Annotated in this window: 16 protein-coding genes; 6 read left to right on the forward strand and 10 right to left on the reverse strand. The window is 65.7% G+C overall.

Annotated features, from left to right (window positions below):
* Window positions 1–234: 234 nt before the first annotated feature.
* Window positions 235–966, reverse strand: coding sequence for a response regulator (locus tag HK108_RS10135; RefSeq protein WP_219922309.1), 732 nt, complete (start codon window positions 964–966; stop codon window positions 235–237).
* A gap of 168 nt (window positions 967–1,134) precedes the next feature.
* Here HK108_RS10135 and HK108_RS10140 point away from each other — a divergent pair, with 168 nt between their 5' ends.
* From HK108_RS10140 to HK108_RS10150, 3 genes are all read left to right on the forward strand, one after another.
* Window positions 1,135–2,046, forward strand: a complete 912-nt coding sequence (locus HK108_RS10140) for a DMT family transporter (protein WP_181271445.1) — start codon at window positions 1,135–1,137, stop codon at window positions 2,044–2,046.
* Window positions 2,043–4,040, forward strand: a complete 1,998-nt coding sequence (locus HK108_RS10145; RefSeq protein WP_181271446.1) for a sensor histidine kinase — start codon at window positions 2,043–2,045, stop codon at window positions 4,038–4,040. Before HK108_RS10140 ends, HK108_RS10145 begins: the two co-directional genes overlap by 4 nt.
* A gap of 74 nt (window positions 4,041–4,114) precedes the next feature.
* Window positions 4,115–5,014 (forward strand): hypothetical protein, encoded by a 900-nt coding sequence (locus HK108_RS10150; RefSeq protein ID WP_181271447.1) that lies wholly within the window; start codon window positions 4,115–4,117, stop codon window positions 5,012–5,014.
* On the opposite strand, the gene HK108_RS10155 is transcribed toward HK108_RS10150, so the two are convergent.
* On the reverse strand, window positions 4,956–5,360 hold the full coding sequence (locus tag HK108_RS10155) for a hypothetical protein (protein WP_181271448.1): 405 nt from the start codon (window positions 5,358–5,360) through the stop codon (window positions 4,956–4,958). The genes HK108_RS10150 and HK108_RS10155 overlap by 59 nt on opposite strands.
* A complete protein-coding gene (locus tag HK108_RS10160) occupies window positions 5,357–6,370 on the reverse strand; it encodes a CPBP family intramembrane glutamic endopeptidase (protein ID WP_181271449.1) in 1,014 nt (337 codons plus the stop codon). Before HK108_RS10160 ends, HK108_RS10155 begins: the two co-directional genes overlap by 4 nt.
* Window positions 6,371–6,551: 181 nt before the next feature.
* Here HK108_RS10160 and HK108_RS19100 point away from each other — a divergent pair, with 181 nt between their 5' ends.
* Together HK108_RS19100 and HK108_RS10170 are read left to right on the forward strand one after the other, a co-directional pair.
* Window positions 6,552–7,961, forward strand: a complete 1,410-nt coding sequence (locus HK108_RS19100) for a sensor histidine kinase (protein WP_181271450.1) — start codon at window positions 6,552–6,554, stop codon at window positions 7,959–7,961.
* Window positions 7,958–8,590, forward strand: coding sequence for a response regulator (locus HK108_RS10170; RefSeq protein WP_172171871.1), 633 nt, complete (start codon window positions 7,958–7,960; stop codon window positions 8,588–8,590). The genes HK108_RS19100 and HK108_RS10170 overlap by 4 nt, the downstream gene beginning before the upstream one ends.
* 14 nt (window positions 8,591–8,604) lie before the next feature.
* Here HK108_RS10170 and HK108_RS10175 read toward each other — a convergent pair whose 3' ends face one another.
* The 3 genes from HK108_RS10175 to HK108_RS10185 all read right to left on the reverse strand — a co-directional run bounded on the left by HK108_RS10175 (window position 8,605) and on the right by HK108_RS10185 (window position 10,559).
* The gene (locus HK108_RS10175; RefSeq protein WP_172171873.1) at window positions 8,605–9,366 is read right to left on the reverse strand and encodes a 3-hydroxyacyl-CoA dehydrogenase; all 762 of its coding nucleotides are present in this window, start codon (window positions 9,364–9,366) and stop codon (window positions 8,605–8,607) included.
* A 219-nt stretch (window positions 9,367–9,585) separates the two neighbouring features.
* A complete protein-coding gene (locus HK108_RS10180; protein WP_181271451.1) occupies window positions 9,586–10,164 on the reverse strand; it encodes an NADPH-dependent FMN reductase in 579 nt (192 codons plus the stop codon).
* A gap of 8 nt (window positions 10,165–10,172) precedes the next feature.
* Complete coding sequence (locus HK108_RS10185; protein WP_181271452.1) at window positions 10,173–10,559, reverse strand: hypothetical protein; 387 nt, start codon at window positions 10,557–10,559, stop codon at window positions 10,173–10,175.
* A 1-nt stretch (window position 10,560) separates the two neighbouring features.
* Between HK108_RS10185 and HK108_RS10190 the strand changes: the two genes are divergently transcribed.
* On the forward strand, window positions 10,561–11,220 hold the full coding sequence (locus HK108_RS10190) for a TetR/AcrR family transcriptional regulator (RefSeq protein ID WP_172171879.1): 660 nt from the start codon (window positions 10,561–10,563) through the stop codon (window positions 11,218–11,220).
* Window positions 11,221–11,287: 67 nt separating this feature from the next.
* On the opposite strand, the gene HK108_RS10195 is transcribed toward HK108_RS10190, so the two are convergent.
* The 4 genes from HK108_RS10195 to HK108_RS10210 form a co-directional block, all read right to left on the reverse strand.
* Window positions 11,288–13,087, reverse strand: a complete 1,800-nt coding sequence (locus HK108_RS10195) for a dipeptide ABC transporter ATP-binding protein (RefSeq protein WP_181271453.1) — start codon at window positions 13,085–13,087, stop codon at window positions 11,288–11,290.
* Window positions 13,084–14,145: an ABC transporter permease gene (locus HK108_RS10200; RefSeq protein ID WP_229664064.1), complete on the reverse strand. Its 1,062-nt coding sequence runs from the start codon at window positions 14,143–14,145 to the stop codon at window positions 13,084–13,086. The genes HK108_RS10195 and HK108_RS10200 overlap by 4 nt, the downstream gene beginning before the upstream one ends.
* Window positions 14,145–15,236 (reverse strand): ABC transporter permease, encoded by a 1,092-nt coding sequence (locus HK108_RS10205; RefSeq protein WP_139469086.1) that lies wholly within the window; start codon window positions 15,234–15,236, stop codon window positions 14,145–14,147. The genes HK108_RS10200 and HK108_RS10205 overlap by 1 nt, the downstream gene beginning before the upstream one ends.
* Before the next feature lie 141 nt (window positions 15,237–15,377).
* On the reverse strand, window positions 15,378–17,012 hold the full coding sequence (locus HK108_RS10210; protein ID WP_139469085.1) for an ABC transporter substrate-binding protein: 1,635 nt from the start codon (window positions 17,010–17,012) through the stop codon (window positions 15,378–15,380).
* Window positions 17,013–17,377 lie beyond the last annotated feature (365 nt).

Below are 17,377 nucleotides of genomic sequence, written 5' to 3' on the forward strand. Positions count from 1 at the left end.
CTCAACCGCAGGCCGCGGAAGGTCCTCGGGTTCGCGACCCCGGCCGAGGTCCTGGCTGATCTGTTGCATGAGCAGGTAGCCTGAGACCAGCCCAATGTTGCACTAGAACCCTGAGACGGCCCGCGGCAAAGTGGACCAATTCGTCCACCCAAGGAGCTCTGCCGGCCGCCCGCGCCGACCACGCCCGCACCGTCCGCGCCAGCCGGCTGTGACTGCGCCCAGAGCACCCAGCCCTCAGCTCCCGGCGACGACCAACCCGGACTCATAGGCGGCGACGACGATCTGGGTGCGGTCGCGCAGTCCCAGCTTCGACAGGATCCTCGAGACGTGGGTCTTCACGGTCTGTTCGGCGAGGTACAGCTGTTCGGCCACCTCGGCGTTGGCGTGCCCCTTCGCCACCAGGGTCATCACGTCGATCTCCCGGTCGGTGAGCTGACCGAGCACCGCGGTGTCCTTGGCCACGGTGGGCCCGGCGACGTATTCGGCGATGAGGCGGCGGGTCACCGAGGGCGCGAGCAGCGATTCCCCACCGGCAACGACCCGGACAGCGGTGATCATGTCTTCGGCGGTGGCGTCCTTGAGGAGGAATCCGCTGGCACCGGCCCGGAGCGCGGAGAACACGTATTCGTCGGCGTCGAACGTGGTGAGCATGATGACTCGCGGGTGGTCGCCGGGCATGCTGAAGATCGCTCGGGTGGCGTCGAGTCCGTTGAGCGTCGGCATCCGAATGTCCATGAGGATGACATCGGGGCTCGTGCGGCGGACGAGGTCGACGACAGCGGATCCGTCATCGGCGCTGCCGACGACCTGCATGTCCGACTGCGCGTCGAGCAGCGCCCCGAACCCCTGCCGCACCATCGCCTGATCGTCGACGATGGCGACCCTGATCGTCGTCTCCGACGGAGGCGGCACACTCGCCGAGGCGGCTCCCCCGTCTCCGTTCCCCGCGTCCTCAAATCCCGGCATGGTCCAAACCTACCGGACAGCGAGGTCGCAGAACCCTCGCAATCCCCGAGAATCCGCCGCTTGGGTCCGGTTTCGCGCAGATCTCATCCTCACGGGTGATACGTGCGGCGCTCATTTCACTCCTGCGTATGATGTGCCGGCGCATACCGGCTCCCTAACGTTCGAGTCATGATCATCACCGCCGTCATCCTCGCCACCGCAGCAGCGTTCTGCCTGGCCTTGGGCACCCACTTCCAGCAGCATGCCGTGGCCACCATGGCTCCGGGCCTGCGCCGTCGCGCTGCCTGGGCAACCGGGCTCGGCCTCATGGGGCTGGTCACGGTGCTCAACGTCATCGCGCTCGGACTCGGCCCGGTCGCCATCGTTCAGCCCATCGGCGCGGTCTCTCTCGTCTTCGCCGTCCTCATCGGCCGGCGGTACTTCGGGCTCCGCCTCGGTGCTCCGCTGCTCATCAGCATCGCGGTCACGCTCTTCGGGATCTTCTCCTTCGTGGCCACCTCGGCGAGGTTCGCCCACGACATCTCCGTAAACGCACAGTCGGTGACGTGGCTGCTCGCCGTGCTCATCGCCCTCACCGTCTTCGCGGGGCTGTTCTCGTTCAGCTCCGCCGGCCACATCCCCCGGGTCGTCATGACCGGGATCGTCTTCGGCACGGTCGCCGCGGCCACGCACGTCCTCGCCCGATCCGTCGTCATGTCGGGACTGCCCGGACTCGATACGTTCGGTCTGCGCTGGTGGGCGCTGTTGGGCGCGGTCGGCCTGGCCTCGGCGGCGGGGTTCTGGCTCGTCCAGACTGCGTACGCCTGCGGCCCCGCCGAGACCGTGCTGGCCGGCCTCACCGTCATCGATCCGATCGTCGCCGTCATCATCGGTGCCGCATTCTTCGGCGAGTACACGGGCCTGACTCCGCCGGCCACTCTCGGTCTGCTCGTCTCCGCAGCCATCGGCATCGGCGGAGTGTGGATGCTCTCGCGCTTCCACCCGAAGGTCCTCGAATCCCGCAGCACCGCTCGCACTGACACTGCGGTCGGCACCGCGCAGACGTCCTCGCACACAGCACAGGAAGGAATCACGCTGTGAACCACTCCCCCGATCTCACCTCCCCCGCACCCGCCGACGCGTACGCTGGAGACGTGCCCCGCCCAGCAGAGCCTCCGCAGATCGGCCCGAACTCCCAAGCGGCCGCCGATTCTCAGGCCGCAACCACGCCGAGTTCGTGGTGGGCCAGAGTGTGGCACAATCTCGGCCGCGATGCCGGCCTCGTCGCCCCGAGCCTGCTCATCTCCCTTATCGCGTTCCCGGTGCTCATCGCCCTGTTCTCCGTCTCGATCGCCACTGTCATCGTCTGGGTCGGCGTGCTCCTCCTGCCGCTGACACTCACCGTCGCCCGCGCGTTCGGCGACCTCTCCCGGGCCCGTGCTCGTGCGTGGGGTGCCCCCATCGCCGAGGCGGCTCCCCGTCCCCGTGGACGCGGACTCCGCTGGTGGTTGGCTCCGCTGTCCGATGCGCGTGCGTGGTTGGATCTGCTCTTCGAGGCCGTGTTCGCACTGCCGATCCGGCTCTTCACGTTCTCGATCTCCCTGGCCTGGTTCGCAGGCGGTCTTGGCGGGATCACGTTCTTCGTCTGGGGCAGGTTTCTCCCCGAAGACGAAGGCGACACCGTCGACTGGGTGGTCGCCTGGGTGACGAACTCCCCGGTCACTGACCTCGGGTTCTCCGCCGAGGCGACGTTCCAATTCGTCACGGGCATCGTCCTGCTGCTGACTTTCCCCTTCATCCTCCACGCCATGGCACTGCTCGAGATCGTTTCGATCCGCGCTGCCGGGTCGACTGATGGGGCAGCTGTCTCCGCGCAGGCGACTCGCTCAGAGCGGTCGGCTCATCCGGCGCAGTCGTCTGCACTGTCGGCCATCGCCGGGAGTCAGGGGTGGTTCTGGCTCATCGCAGCGTTCGTCGGGGTCGTGCTCGTCGCGGTCGCCTGGCCGGTGACCACCGTGCTCTACGGTGTCCCGACAGTCTTCGCGATGGTTCTTGCGTTCAGTCTCAGCGCCGCGCTCCTGCTGGCAGTGCGCTGGCCGATACCGGCGATCGGCCTCGGCCTCGTCGCTCAGCTGGCAGGCATTCTGCTCACTGCGGAAGTCTCGGGAGTGGTCCGACCGTTCACGGTCACCTCGCTGCTGGCTCTCGTGTTCCTTCACCTCATCATCGGTCTGCGGCACCGCTGGATCCACCTCGTCGCTCTGTGGTCGGGCAGTGCGCTCATCGGCGGGCTCGCTCTGGTCCTGCCGCATGCCGGCGAGCTGCCCGGGGCCTTTTCGAACGTCATCACCACCGCGGCCGTCGCCGCCGGTGCCGGAGCCATCGGCGTCATCGGCAACCTGCTCATCAAAGGTCGCAGGCAGCTCGAATCCGAACGCGAACTCAGCGCCGCGGAGCTGGCGAAACGGCAAGAGCTGGAAGAACGCAACCGCATCGCTCAGGAACTCCATGATGTCGTGGCGCACAGCATGTCGGTCATCAGTGTCCAGGCGACGACGGCGAAGTACCGGCTGCCCGGACTCGATGAGCGCAGCCTCGGCGAATTCGATTCGATGGCGGGATCGGCCAGGCGGGCGCTCACGGAGATGCGTGGGCTGCTCGCAATCCTCCGCGGTGGCCGGGATGCCGACCTGGCGCCGCAGCCGACCGTCGATGACATTCCCGCTCTCGTCGATGTCACGCGCGGCTCCGGTGCGGTCGTCGATCTCGACTTCCCCACCGAGCCCATGTCGCTGCCGCCGACGACGAGCCTCACGGCGTTCCGCGTGGTTCAGGAGAGTCTGTCGAATGCGCTGCGGCATGCCGCCGGCGCACCCGTGGCGGTCACCGTCACGGCCATCGGCTCCCGGCTCGAGATCTCCGTGCTCAACGGGGAACCCGACGGCGGCGCGGATGCGGATGGGCACAGCCACCTCGGCGAAGGTTTCGGCATCAAGGGGATGCGCGAACGCGTAGAAGCCTTGGGCGGAAGCCTGCGGGTGGGTCCGACAAGTGCTGGCGGGTTCGAGGTCACCGCGTCGCTGCCCATGGAGTGAGGGTCCGCGGATCGATGACATAATCGATCAGGGATCCCTGCTGTCTGAAATCCCCTCCGAAAGGTGCAGAAACAGTGACTCACTCATCCCCATCGACGCCATCTGACCCCTCGACGCCGGCACCGGAACCCGCGGCGCGAGAGCAGTCCCGGTTCGTCCGGGACCTGCGGCGCACGATCGCCGTCATCATCGTCGTGGCCTTCAGCGTGGCGGCGATCGGCGGGATCATCGTCATGCTCGGCGATATCGAGTCCGAACCGACGTTCCAGGTCATCGCCACGACGGCGGTGACCGGCGCCTGCAGCGTCGCCGCCTTCTGCGGGGCGACGCTCATCGGTCGGCGAGCCCAATGGTTCGGCAGCGCAACGATCCTGCTGGCGTTCATCACCCTGCTGTTGAGCATTCTGTTCGTCTGGGGCGATCCGTACATGTGGGACGACCCCGTCCCCGGCTCCACCGGCCAGACCATCGGCGACATCCTCTACCAGGTGCTCGCGTCGATCGTGCTCGTCACCGCCGTCGCTTCGGTCAGTTCGCTCATTCTGCTGCTGGTACCCCGGTCTCGGGTGGTGCGGATCGGGCTGCCGATCACGCTCTGCCTCCTCGCGCTCGGCACGAGCCTGATTCTCGTCACGATCTGGGTGGAATCAGCGTGGGAACTCGAGTGGCTGACCCGCCTCAACGGGATCGTATGGATCCTCGCCGCACTCGGGGTCGTCGTCGTGCCGCTGACTTCGCTGCTGCTCAGGACCGGGTCGAAGCCTGCGCGCGCCGACCGCGCCGGCGAGACGTCAGCCCGATCGACTCAACCGTCGTCGTCCCAGCCGTCGTCTCAACCGACGCCGGCTCTGTCGCCTTCGACGCTCGATCGCATCAACGCCGCCGCGCGGGCCGAGGGCATCACTGCAGATGAGCTCATCGATCGGCTACTGACCGCGGAGCCTCGAACCCCTTCGGCAGACGAGAGTCGATGAAACCTGCGACGAAGGCGCCGATGACGAGCAGGACGAGGAGCGCGATCATGCCGGCGAAGTTCGACAGCACGGGGTTCGTGAAGTCGAACAGTCCCGGCCAGATAGCGTAGACGACCACACAGCACACGCCCACGAATCCGAACACGTTGAGCGTCGCCTGGCCCGCGGACCGTGCGCGCTTCCCGCTGTGCTTTGAGGCTTCCTCTTCGGGAGTGCCGAACTCGGCGTCGGGTGTCGTCCCTGCCGCCTCCGCTCTGTCTTTGACCTCGTGGAGGACGGTGAGGACCTGGTCTTCTTCACACCCGCGCTTGCGCAGGTTCTGGGCGAGCTCGCTGTAGTAGCTCATGACAGGTTCGCTTTCGTTTCGGTGTCGGCATTCACATCGCTGTCCACCGCGGTTTCCTCGTTCTCTGGGCTGTCCCCGCGGGGACGCATCGGTTCACGGTCGGTCGGGCCGCCTCGGCGAAAGATCGATCCACCTCGGCGGAGATGATCGAGGACGACGATGATGCCGAAGACGATCGGAGCCGCTATCGACATGACGACCTCGACTGTAGGGGCGCTCGTCGCATTGAGGTCGGCACCGGCGAGCACGCCCAGACCGAACGCGAAGACGTTGTTGACGATGTGGAAGGCGATTCCGGCCTCGAGACCGCCGGTGATGATGGTCAGGGTGCCGACGATGACGGCGAAGATGCCGACGTCGATGAGTCCCGGCAGGTCGTAGACGTGGCCGACGACGAAGATCGGCACGGGGATGAACACGGCCCACGCGGGGTGGCGCAGCCATGAGCCGATGATGTTCATGGCCAGGCCGCGGAAGACGATCTCCTCGGCCGTCGCCTGGAACGGAACGAGGAGGATGATTGCGATGAGCATGGCGAGCACTTGGCTGTTCCACACGATTCCCGAGGTCAGGTTGCCCATCGACCCGTCGGAGAAGGCGACCATGACGATCGCGCAGACCACCCATACGGCCGCACCGACCAGCAGATACCGGCCGAGCTGCCCCCATCGCATGCCGCCGCGGAGCGAGATCATCGAGGAGAAAGAGCGCCGGTAGATGCATAGGGTCGCGAGCTCGGCGGCCGGCCACATGAGGATGACGTTGACGAGTCCGAAGAGGACGCCCGTGGTCGTGTTCATGTCGATGAGGCGTTCCGACCATGTGTTGAAGTCACCGTCGACGCCGAGGGCGAAGAGTGCCCAGAGAAAGAAGCCGACGAACAGGACGACGATTGCGATGAGGTAGAACACCGCGGTCAGGAGCGCGACGAGGATCGGCTTGAACCACCTGTTGTCGGGCAGTGCGGCGAACTGACGATGATAGTGCAGAGTGTAGGGTCGGTTTCTCATGTCTCCACCCTTTCGAAACCGGCGGCCGCCCACCATCGGTCAAGGGCATGATTCATGTCATCCGATCGAATGAATGCGCACGTCAGGGCGCATCCGGCCGGGCTGCCGCGCCCTCGCGGCCGCTCCGAATTCATCCTTTCGGGCGACACCCTCGCGGCCCGCGCCCGGGTAGGCTCGAAGGGTGACACCTCGCCCCGCCCGCCGCCCGCTCGCGCATGCCCTCCTCTGGACCGGCATCTCCGCGGTCGTCGGCGCGCTCATCCTCTTCGTTGTCATCGGAAACCAGTGGCCGAACCCGAAACCCACCGGTGCTGAGGCGGACGCGCTCAGTGCCGAAATCTTCGTACACATCGTCTTCGGGCTCGTATCCTTCGTCTGTCTGCCAATCGTGCTCGTCTTCGACGGACGCCGGATTCCGCGCAAACAACTGCGTCCGAAGGTCCTTGCCTCAGAGAAGCTGCGCGAATTCCTCACAGTCACCGGGCACGGCGGTGATGAGTTCCTCGCCGCCGACGGATCCGTCGAATCGCTTCAGCGGCGACCGGGAGGCTGGATTCCCGTCACAGTCGGGATCATCGGCATACTCCTCGGCACGGTCAGCATCCTCGGCGCCTTCGCCGCTTCGATCATGCTCATCTCACTGTCGGCCCGGCGCAGTTGGGCCCTCGACTTCGTCGCACTCGCCGCCACACTGGCAGCCTTCTCAGCGACCTATGTGCTCACTCCACAGGCCGCGGGAGCCTTCGATCTTCCCGTGTTCGTCTTCGGCGGCACGATGTACGCCGTTATCGTCATCGTCGGTGTCATCCGCGGTGCCCGCGAGCAGGGCTTCATCGACTCCGCCGCCCAGACCCTGCTGCGCGAACGCTCCCGGCAGGACCGCGCCATCGCCGAGGTGCGACGCGGCATCGCCCGCGATATGCACGATTCCCTGTCCCACCACCTCTCCGTCATCGCCATGTATTCCGGTGCGCTGTCCGTGCGGCAGGACCTCGACCCCGACGAGGTGCGGGAGAACGCCCGCCTCATCGCCGATGCCGCCCGCCGCTCCGGCGTCGAACTCCGGGAGGTGCTCACCATGCTCCGCAGCGACGATCAGGGCACGGTCATCGACCCCGACATCGACCGCCTCGTCGCGGCCAGGGGCGACACCGCTGAGCTGCGCTACCTCGAACCGGTGACGGGCGCGGCGCTCCACCGATGCGGGGCACTCGAGCAGACGACGATCTACCGCTTCGTCCAGGAGGCGATCACGAACGCGGTCAAGCACGCACCAGGCCAGACGGTGACGATCAAGGTCGGCTTCGATGAGGCCGACGGTCACCTCGTGCTCGTCGCCAGCAATCCGCACACAGGCCTGGCCCCGGCCTTCCGCGCCGGAGCGCAGCAGCTCGTCTCCGGATCCGGGTTGGGACTGCTCGGACTGCGGGAGAGAATGGAGGCCATGGGCGGCGATCTCACCGTGACGACCACTCCGGAGTTCACTCTCCGTGCCCGCATCCCCGTCGACGCCGACATCTTCACAGACGGCGACGCCCCGGGTATGACCGAAACGACCGACCCCCGCGACGAGCAGGAGACACAGCCATGAGCATTCGGGTACTCATCGCCGACGACGAATCGCTCATGCGCTCGGGTCTCAAGCTCCTCCTCGGCGCGGCGACCGATATCGAGGTCATCGCCGAGGCGGTCGACGGAGTCGAAGCCATCGACCTCGCCCGTCGGCTGAGTCCCGACCTCGTACTCATGGATATCCGGATGCCCCGTCTCGACGGCCTGGAAGCAGCTCAGACGCTGCTGTCCGATCCCGAACACCCGCAGGTGCTCATGCTCACGGCCTTCGGGACCGACGATTTCATCCACCGCGCCCTGCAGTCCGGGGCGGCAGGCTACATCCTCAAGGACACTCCACCGGAAGAGCTCATCAACGCCGTCCGTGCGGCGGCCGACGGCACCCGCACCCTGTCGGCGACTGCCCTGGCCACGTTGATGTCGTCCCGTCCGGCCGCCTCGGCGCCGGGTCAGGATCCGCTGGCAAATCTGTCGACCAGGGAACGGGAGATCGCCGAGGCGGTCGCTCAGGGTTTGACGAACGCACAGGTGGCGCGGTCGCTGTTCGTCTCGACGGCGACGGTGAAGACCCACCTGGCGCGCATCTTCGACAAGCTCGAGGTGACCTCGCGGGTGCAGCTGGCGCTGCTCGTCAACGCCCGCCGCTGAGCCTCCCTAGTCGATCATTTCGGGGCCATGCGGATGGCGCCGTCGAGGCGGATCGTCTCCCCGTTGAGCATCGGGTTGGCGACGATCGCTTCGACGAGCTGCGCGTACTCGGCGGGCTTGCCCAACCGGGCCGGGTGCGGCACGGACTTGCCGAGGGATTCCTGCGCCTCGGCGGGTAGGCCGGCCATCATCGGGGTCTCGAAGATGCCGGGGGCGATGGTGACGACGCGGATGAGAGAGGCGGCGAGTTCGCGGGCCATCGGCAATGTCACGGCGGCCACGGCGCCCTTGGACGCCGAGTAGGCGATCTGGCCGATCTGCCCGTCGAAGGCTGCGACGGAGGCGGTGTTGACGATGACTCCGCGCTCTTCGCCGTCCGGCTCCTGCTGCTGCATGGCCGCAGCGGCGAGGCGGCAGACGTTGACGGTGCCGACGATGTTGATGTTCAGCACCTTCTGGAATGCCTCGAGCGGCAGCGGACCCTTGCGGGAGACGAGCTTGCCGGGGGTCGCGACGCCCGCGCAGTTGACGACGACGCGCAGGGCGCCGAGCCCGGTGGCGGTGTCGACGGCGGCCTGAACCTGCTCTTCGTTCGTCACGTCGGCGGTGACGAAGTGGGCGGAATCGCCGAGTTCGGCGGCGACCTGCTGCCCCACCTCGGCGTTGAGGTCGACCATGACGACCTGGGCGCCGGCGGCCAAGAGGCGTTCGGTGGTGGCGCGGCCGAGTCCGGAGGCTCCGCCGGTGACGAGGGCGACGGTGTTCGTGAGATCCATGAGTGTCCTTTGCATCGCTGAGCGAACAGTTGATCACTGCGACTCTAACGCAGATGTGGGGACGGTCACTGTGCACGGTCGGGTGGGGCCGCCTCGGTGAGGGATCACCCTGACGGCGGCGTCGGTCGCGACGGGGACGGTGTCAATCGACACGGGGACGACAAAGCCCGCCGGTCGGGTGACCGGCGGGCCTGTCTCAGCTCAGCTGCGAGGGCGGACTCAGGCGGCCTGCTCCTCGGCGCCGGCTTCGCGCACGGACTTCAGGGCCTCGCCCCAGGCGACGATGTCGCCGACCATGGAGGCGAACGGGGCGGCCGAGACCTCGGTCGGGGCGAACGTGCCGTCGGCGACGTCGGTGAAGATCGAGAACGATGCCTGGTCGCGGACGACGGCGAGCTTGTAGTTCGCGAGGATGTGGCGCAGGTGCTCAGCGGCGCGCACTCCCTTGTCGGCGCCGTAGTTCACGATGCCGGCGACCTTGTGGTTGAACTCGGTGGCGACGAAGTCGAGGGCGTTCTTCAGCGAACCCGAGATCGAGTGGTTGTACTCCGGAGTGACGAAGATGAAGGCGTCGAACTCTTCGAGCTTCGAGCCCCAAGCCTTCGTGTGGTCGTTGGCGTACATTTTCGCACCGGCGGGGATCACCTCGTCGAGGAGGGGCAGGTCGAAACTGCCGAAGTCGACGACCTCGGCGCGGACGTCATCATTGGAAGCCAGCTGCTGCTCGACCCAGTTCACGATCTGCGGGTTGAGCGCCTGCGGGCGAGAAGTTCCGGGAATGATGGCAATGTTGAGCATATGCGTCCTCAAATCGTTGAGCGGTGTCCACCGGCCGGGCGGCCATGGCGGTCGAGTTCACGGGCCGAGCCTGCGACCTCGGCGAACCGGGTCGGCTGCAGCTCCACCGTGACCAACATTGTTGAACACTCAATCATTCCCGGATAGAGAGTGACGCTGGTCACAGGTTGGGGCTGGGTCAGGTCGCTGACCAGGCACTGCTCGATCACTGTTCCGGTGACGGGGCCACACGAAGTCCGCGACCGGTCGCAACGGACGCCGAACACGGTGATACCGTAATTCCGCGCGAAATCAGGCCCGCAGAGACCACCTGTCGTGTATGGTCGTTGGGCAAGTGAAAGACTGTTCGTTAAAAAGTCGGCTTCAACGGAAAACAAGGCAAGGAGTCCGGTCATCGTGCGCTCAACCAACGGCCGCAACAATATTCTCCGCTCGGCCCGGGACACCTTCGCGGACAAAGGATTCGACGGCGCGTCCATCCGCGATATCGCACAGACAGCAGGTCTGAGCCTCTCAGCGCTCTACTACTACTTCCCGTCCAAGCAGGAAGCTCTCTACGAGCTCGTCCACACAGCGTATACCTGGTACGTCGAACACTGCCGAGCGGTCATCGCCGATGTCGATGACGATGTCGTCGATCAGCTGGCCGTGGCGGTGCGCTACCTCGCCCGCTATCGCATGGAGAACGTCTCGGTCTCCACCGTGCTGCTGCGCGATACCGAACGGCTCACCGGCGACAACGCCGTCCGCGTGAAAGAACTCCAGCGGGAGGCCCGCGAGATCATGGGCGATATCGTCCAGGCCGGCATCGACTCGGGTAAGTTCCGCGTCAGCAGTGCGGCTCTGGCCACTCGCGCCATCCACTCGATCTGCAACTCGCTCTCGCTGTGGTACCGGCCGACGGGCGACCTGACGCCTGACATGATCGAGCGCGACTTCACTCAGTACTCGATGCGCATCCTCGGCATCGACCCCGACGAGGCCGAACTCGACCGCCTGCTGGCACTACCGGTCAACCAGGCCGGAATGCTCGACTTCATCGCCGACACCAATTGACCCCCTTGCTACCTGACGGCGGCGCAGCAACCTCGCGCGAGGTTGCTGCGCCGCCGTCAGGTAGCAATTAGGGGCGGAGGGTTCTTGCCAGCTCGCGGCGCTTCGCCTGCTCCTTCGGGTCCGGGACCGGCAGTGAGGCGATGAGGCGTTTCGTGTAGTCCTCCTGCGGCGCACCGAGCACCTGCTCTCCCGTGCCCTCTTCGAGCAGCTCGCCGTGGAAGAGCACCCCGATGCGGTCGGAGAGCATGTCGACCACGGCGAGGTCGTGGCTGATGAACAGGGCCGCGAAGTCGAAGCGGTTCTGCAGCTCGACGAAGAGCTCGAGCACCTTCGCCTGCACGGACACATCGAGCGCAGAGGTCGGCTCGTCGGCGATGAGCAGCTCCGGATCGAGCGCCAGTCCACGCGCCAGGGACGCCCTCTGCCGCTGACCGCCGGAGAGCTCATGCGGATACCGCGCCGCATACGCCTTCGGCAGCTGCACAGAATCGAGGAGTTCGGCCACTCGCTGCGACCGGTCGTTCGCACTCATCTCCCGGCGATGGATCGCGAACGGTTCGGCGATGCACTCCCCGATCGACAGATGAGGATTGAACGAGGCCGCCGGGTCCTGGAACACGAACCCGATCCGTCGCCGGATCTTCGAGAACTCACGCTCCTTGAACCCGACCATCTCGTGCCCGAGGACGGAGAGGCTACCGCCGCTGGCCCTGGTCAGGCCCGCAATCGCGCGTCCGATCGTCGTCTTGCCCGACCCCGACTCACCGACGAGCCCGTAGACTTCGCCGGCCTTGATATCGAAGCTGACCTTCTTCACCGCGTGGAAGTCCGACTTGCCGATCCCGCCCGGATAGACGATATCGAGCTCGCGCGCGGTCACGATCGATTCGCGTGCGTCCCCGTCCTTCGCCGAGGCGGCTCCCTCCTTCGCCGAGGCACCCCCGTCCGTCGTCTCCCCCGCCGAGGCGACCCCACCCGAGGCCTCCCCCGTCGAGTCAGCGCGCGCTGAGGCGGCGGCCGCCTTGCGGCTTCCGGCCACGGTCGACCCGATCCGCGGCACCGCGGCGAGGAGTTCGCGCGTGTACTGCTCCTGCGGATCGTTGAAGAGCTGCTCGACGGTCGAGACTTCGACGAGGTCGCCGCGCAGCATCACGGCCACTCGATCGGCGAGGTCGGCGACGACGCCCATGTTGTGGGTGATGAGAACGATGGCAGTGCCCGTCTCGTCTCGCAGATCGCGCAGCAGGTCGAGGATCTCTGCCTGCACGGTGACGTCGAGTGCGGTGGTGGGCTCGTCGGCGACGATGAGCTTCGCCCCGAGAGCGAGGGCCATGGCGATGACGATGCGCTGCTTCTGCCCGCCCGAGAACTGGTGCGGGTAGTAGTCGAAACGGCTTTCGGCATCGGGGATCCCGACCTGCCGCATGGCCTTGACGACGCGCGCCTTGAGGTCGGCCTTGTTCGCCTTCCTATCGTGCGCGCGCAGACCTTCGGCAATCTGCCACCCGACCGTGAAGACGGGGTTGAGCGCCGTCGACGGCTCCTGGAAGACCATCGCCACATCCCGGCCGCGCATGGCCCGCAGCTCATCGGCGGAGACGCTGAGCACGTTCGCACCGGAGATGACGATGGCCCCGGTTCGCTGCGCCGTCTCGGGCAGCAGACCGAGGATGGATCGGGCGGTCACGGTCTTGCCGGACCCCGACTCACCCACAATCGCCAGCACCTCACCGGGCGAGACGCTCAGCGACACGTCCTTGACCGCATGGACGTCCCCGCCGTCGGTGGAGAAGGTGACGTCGAGACTGTCGACATCGAGGATGCTGCCCGTCGCCGAGGCGGTCCGCTCGTGTTTCTGCTTGCTCATGCCGTGACCTCCGCGGGCTTGACGTTCTTGACCTTGGCTTTGCGTCGCACGCGCAGACGCGGGTCGTTGAGGTCGTTCATCGACTCACCGACCAAGGTGATTCCCAGCACCGTGAGCACGATGGCCACGCCCGGGAACACCGCCGTCCACCACACACCGGAGGTTACGTCCGGCAGTGCCTTGTTGAGGTCGTATCCCCATTCCGACGCCGAAGTGGGTTCGATTCCGAAGCCCAGGAACCCGAGTCCGGCCAAGGTCAGAATCGCCTCGGAGGAGTTGAGTGTGAAGATCAGCGGCAGGGTCCGAGTGGCATTGCGGAAGATGTGCTTGGAGATGATCCGCGTCTTCGAGGCGCCGAGGACGATCGCCGATTCGACGAACGGTTCGGCCTTCAGCCGCAGCGTCTCGGCACGGACGACGCGGAAGTACTGCGGGATGAAGACGACCGTGATCGAGAATGCGGCCGCGGCGATGCCGCCCCACGCACTCGACTGACCGCCGGAGATCGCAATCGACATGACCAGCGCCAGCAGCAGGGTCGGGAAGGCGTAGACGGCATCGGCGATGACGACGAGGATGCGGTCGAGCCATCCGCCGATGTAGCCGGAGACGAGACCGAGGATGACACCGGCGAAGATCGACATGACCACGGCCACGACGATGACGGCCACTGCGGTCTGGGCGCCCCAGACGACACGGGAGAAGACATCGTAGCCGCCGACGGTCGTGCCCCAGATATGGGTGCCGCCGGGTGGCAGCTTCGACCCGAAGTTGCCCTCGGAGGTGCCCAGCTGGTTGAAACCGTACGGGGCGATGAGCGGAGCGAAGATCGCGCAGATGAGCACGATTCCGCACAGCACGAGGCCGGTGATGAGCATTCCGCGCTGCAGCCCCACGGACTGGCGCAGATGCGAGATGATCGGCAGGCGGGAGAACCAGGACTTCTTGGCCCGGTCGTCGAACGCCACTGCCGGTACTCCGGAGCCGGGAGCCTCCTCGGCGAAGGTCTGGGCCTCTTCAGCCGGGCCCTGGTTCTGCGGGTTGTCTGAAGTGGACATCAGTACCTCACTCTCGGGTCGATGAACGCGGCGATGACGTCGACGAGGAAGTTCGTGACCGCGACGATGACGGCGAGGAACACGACGATTCCCTGCACTGCCACGAAGTCACGGGCGGTCAGGTACTCGGCGAGTTTGAAACCGAGTCCCTTCCACTCGAACGTCGTCTCGGTGAGCACGGCGCCGGCGAGCATGAGCGCGATCTGCATCCCCATGACCGTGATGATCGGGATCAGCGCTGGACGGTACGCATGCTTGGTGACCAGGCGGTATTCGGAGATTCCGCGGGATCGACCGGAGTCGACGTACTGCTGCTCGAGCGTGCCGATGAGGTTCGTGCGCACGAGCCGGAGGAACACTCCGGCGGTGAGCACGCCGAGGGCGATCGCCGGCAGCACCGCATGGGCGAGCACATCGCCGAGGACCGAGAAGTTGCCGATGCGCAGGGCGTCGATGAGGTAGAACCTCGTCGGGCCGACGACACCGGACATGATGTATTCGGTCTCTGTGGTGCCGCGGCCAGCGACGGGCAGGATCGGCAGGAAGACGCCGAAGACGAGCTTGAGGATCATGCCCGCGAAGAACACCGGGGTCGCATAGCCGAGGATCGCGAGCACACGCAGTGCCGCGTCGGGGGCCTTGTCGCGGTGGTAGGCGGCGAGCATGCCCAGCGGGATGCCGAGGATGAACGCGACGATGAGCGCGTAGAAGACGAGTTCGACGGTCGCTGCTCCGTAGTTGAGCAGGATCGACGAGACCGGCTGCCCGTCGGAGACCGCTGTGCCGAAGTCGCCCTTGAGCAGATTGCCCAAGTATTCGAAGTACTGGACGAGGATGGGCCGGTCGTAGCCGGCGGCGTGGACGCGCTCGGCCAGTTGGGCCTTCGTCAGGCGTCCTCCCAACGCTGCGGTGATCGGGTCACCGGTGATGCGCATGAGGAAGAACACCAGAGTGGTGAGAATGAAGATGGTGGGAATGATGAGCAGGAAGCGGATGAGGACATAACGTCCCAGACCGCCTCCCGAGGGCTTCTTGACCGCGACCGAAGTCTCGGCGGCCTCAGCCCCTGGTTCGCTGATGGCAGCAGACATGTGTTCCTTATGGGATGTGTTTCGATGCGCGAGCGGCAAGGGACGGCTCGGCGGGGGTCACTGCAGGTGTACGGACCTCACCGCGGACGCGCCACGAGGTGCAGGCGGCCTGATCGGCTCACCTGCACCTCGTGTGGGTGATCACTTGCTCAGCAGTGCCAGACGGAACTGGAAAGCGGGGTCGAGGGTGTCGTCGACGCCCTTGACGTCCTTGCCGGACACGGCGATCTGGTTGCCCTGCAGCAGCGGCAGGGTCGGCAGTTCGTCGGCCAGCTCACCCTGGATCTTCTTCAGGGCATCTTCGCGCTTGCCCTTATCAGCGATCGAGGACTGAGCGTTGAGCTCCTTGTTCATCGCCTCGTCACGGTAGTGGTTGGCGAGGAACGACGGAGTCTCATCCGTGTCATAGAAGAACGGCATGAGGTAGTTGTCGGCATCCGAGTAGTCCGGGAACCAGCCCAGCTGGTACATCGGGTAGACGTCGTCGGTGCGGTCCTTCGAGTACTGGACCCACTCGGTCGACTGCAGCTTGACGTTGAACAGCCCGGTCTTGTCCAGCTGGTCCTTGACCAGGGCGTACTCATCGCCTGAGGAGGGGCCGTAGTGGTCAGGGTTGTACTGGAGCTTGAGCTCGACCGGGGTCTTGACTCCGGCGTCCTTAAGCGCCTTCTTCGCCTTCTCGACGTCGGCGCCGCCCTTGCCGTCGCCGTATTCGGACTTCAGCGGTTCGTCGGAGCCGGGAAGCCCGTCGGGCACGTGCGAGTACAGCGGAGTGAAGGTGTCCTTGTAGACCTGGCTGGCGATCGCCTGACGGTCGACGGAGTCGGCCATAGCCTGGCGGACAGCGAGCGCCTTCTTCTCGTCGGCGTCATCGGTCTTCGCGCCGAAGGGCATCGTGTCGTAGTTGAACACGATGTACCGGATCTCGCCACCGGGACCCTTGTGGACCTTGAGGTCCTCGTTCTTGCCGAGGTCCTCGACGTCGGTGGCCGAGAGCGAACGCCACGCGACGTCGATGGTGTTCTCCTGGACGTCGAGCTTCATGTTGTTCGCGTCCGAGTAATACTTCATCTGCACGGTCTCGGTCTTCGCCGGCTCGATGAAGCCCTTGTAGTCCGGGTTCGCCTTGTAGGTGATCAGCTCGTTGAACTTGAAGCCGTCGATCGTGTACGGGCCGGCGAAGGCCTTGCCGTCGACGATCTCCTGGTCCTTCGTGACCTTGTCGGCCGAGAACACGTCTTCATCGACGATCGGTCCGGCGGCGCTGGCGAGGACTCCGGGCCAGGTCTGGTCGTTCTTGCGCTTGAGGTTGAAGACGACGGTCTTCTCATCCGGGGTCTCCACGGACTTCAGACCGCCCAGCAGCGAAGAGGGCCCGTTGGGATCCTGGATCTTCAGCTGACGATCGAAGGAGAACTTCACGTCCGAGGAGGTCAGTTCGTTGCCGTTGGCGTATTTGAGTCCGTCCTTGAGCTTGACCTCGTACTTCGTCGGCTCGGTGAAGTCAGCGGACTCGGCGATCGATGGGTTGAGTTCGGCCGTACCCGGCTTGTAGGCGAGGATGTACGGGTAGATCTGCTGTTCGACGAGCGAGCTTCCGTTGTCGTACGCAGCAGCCGGGTCGAGAGCCACGACCTTGTCCGTGGTTCCGACCGTGAGCATTCCGCCTTTGTCGTCCCCGCCGCCGCCTCCGGTCGTCGAGGTCGAGCAGGCGGAGAGGAGCAGAGCTCCGGCCGCGGCGATGGCCACAGCCTTTGCACCGGTTCGTCGTTTCATGGTGTTCCTGTCTTTCACAAGTGCTCTTCGTGTCTTCTTTGCTCGAAGAGATCCGCACCACATCTTACGGTTCCCGTCCCAAATAGTGAACTGAAGCACATGAAGTGATCCAGTTCGCAACGACTTCGCAACAATTCGCCGAGGCGGCCCTGCTCGCCACAGCGAAACTTCCCTTGCCGGGACAGCCGGGGCACTCCCCGCCGTCACCCCACATCACGCCCACAACCGCCGCGAACCGCTCCCAGCCGTAGCCCATCCAACGGCCGCGACTTCCGCGGCGCAACGGGGAGCCGCCTCGGCGAATTCGATTTGCGTCACCGATGACAATCGGTTTCACTTATGAGGTGCATCACAGAGAAGACACA

This window comes from Brevibacterium sediminis (assembly GCF_013623905.1).
In the GTDB taxonomy this organism is placed as follows: domain Bacteria; phylum Actinomycetota; class Actinomycetes; order Actinomycetales; family Brevibacteriaceae; genus Brevibacterium; species Brevibacterium sediminis.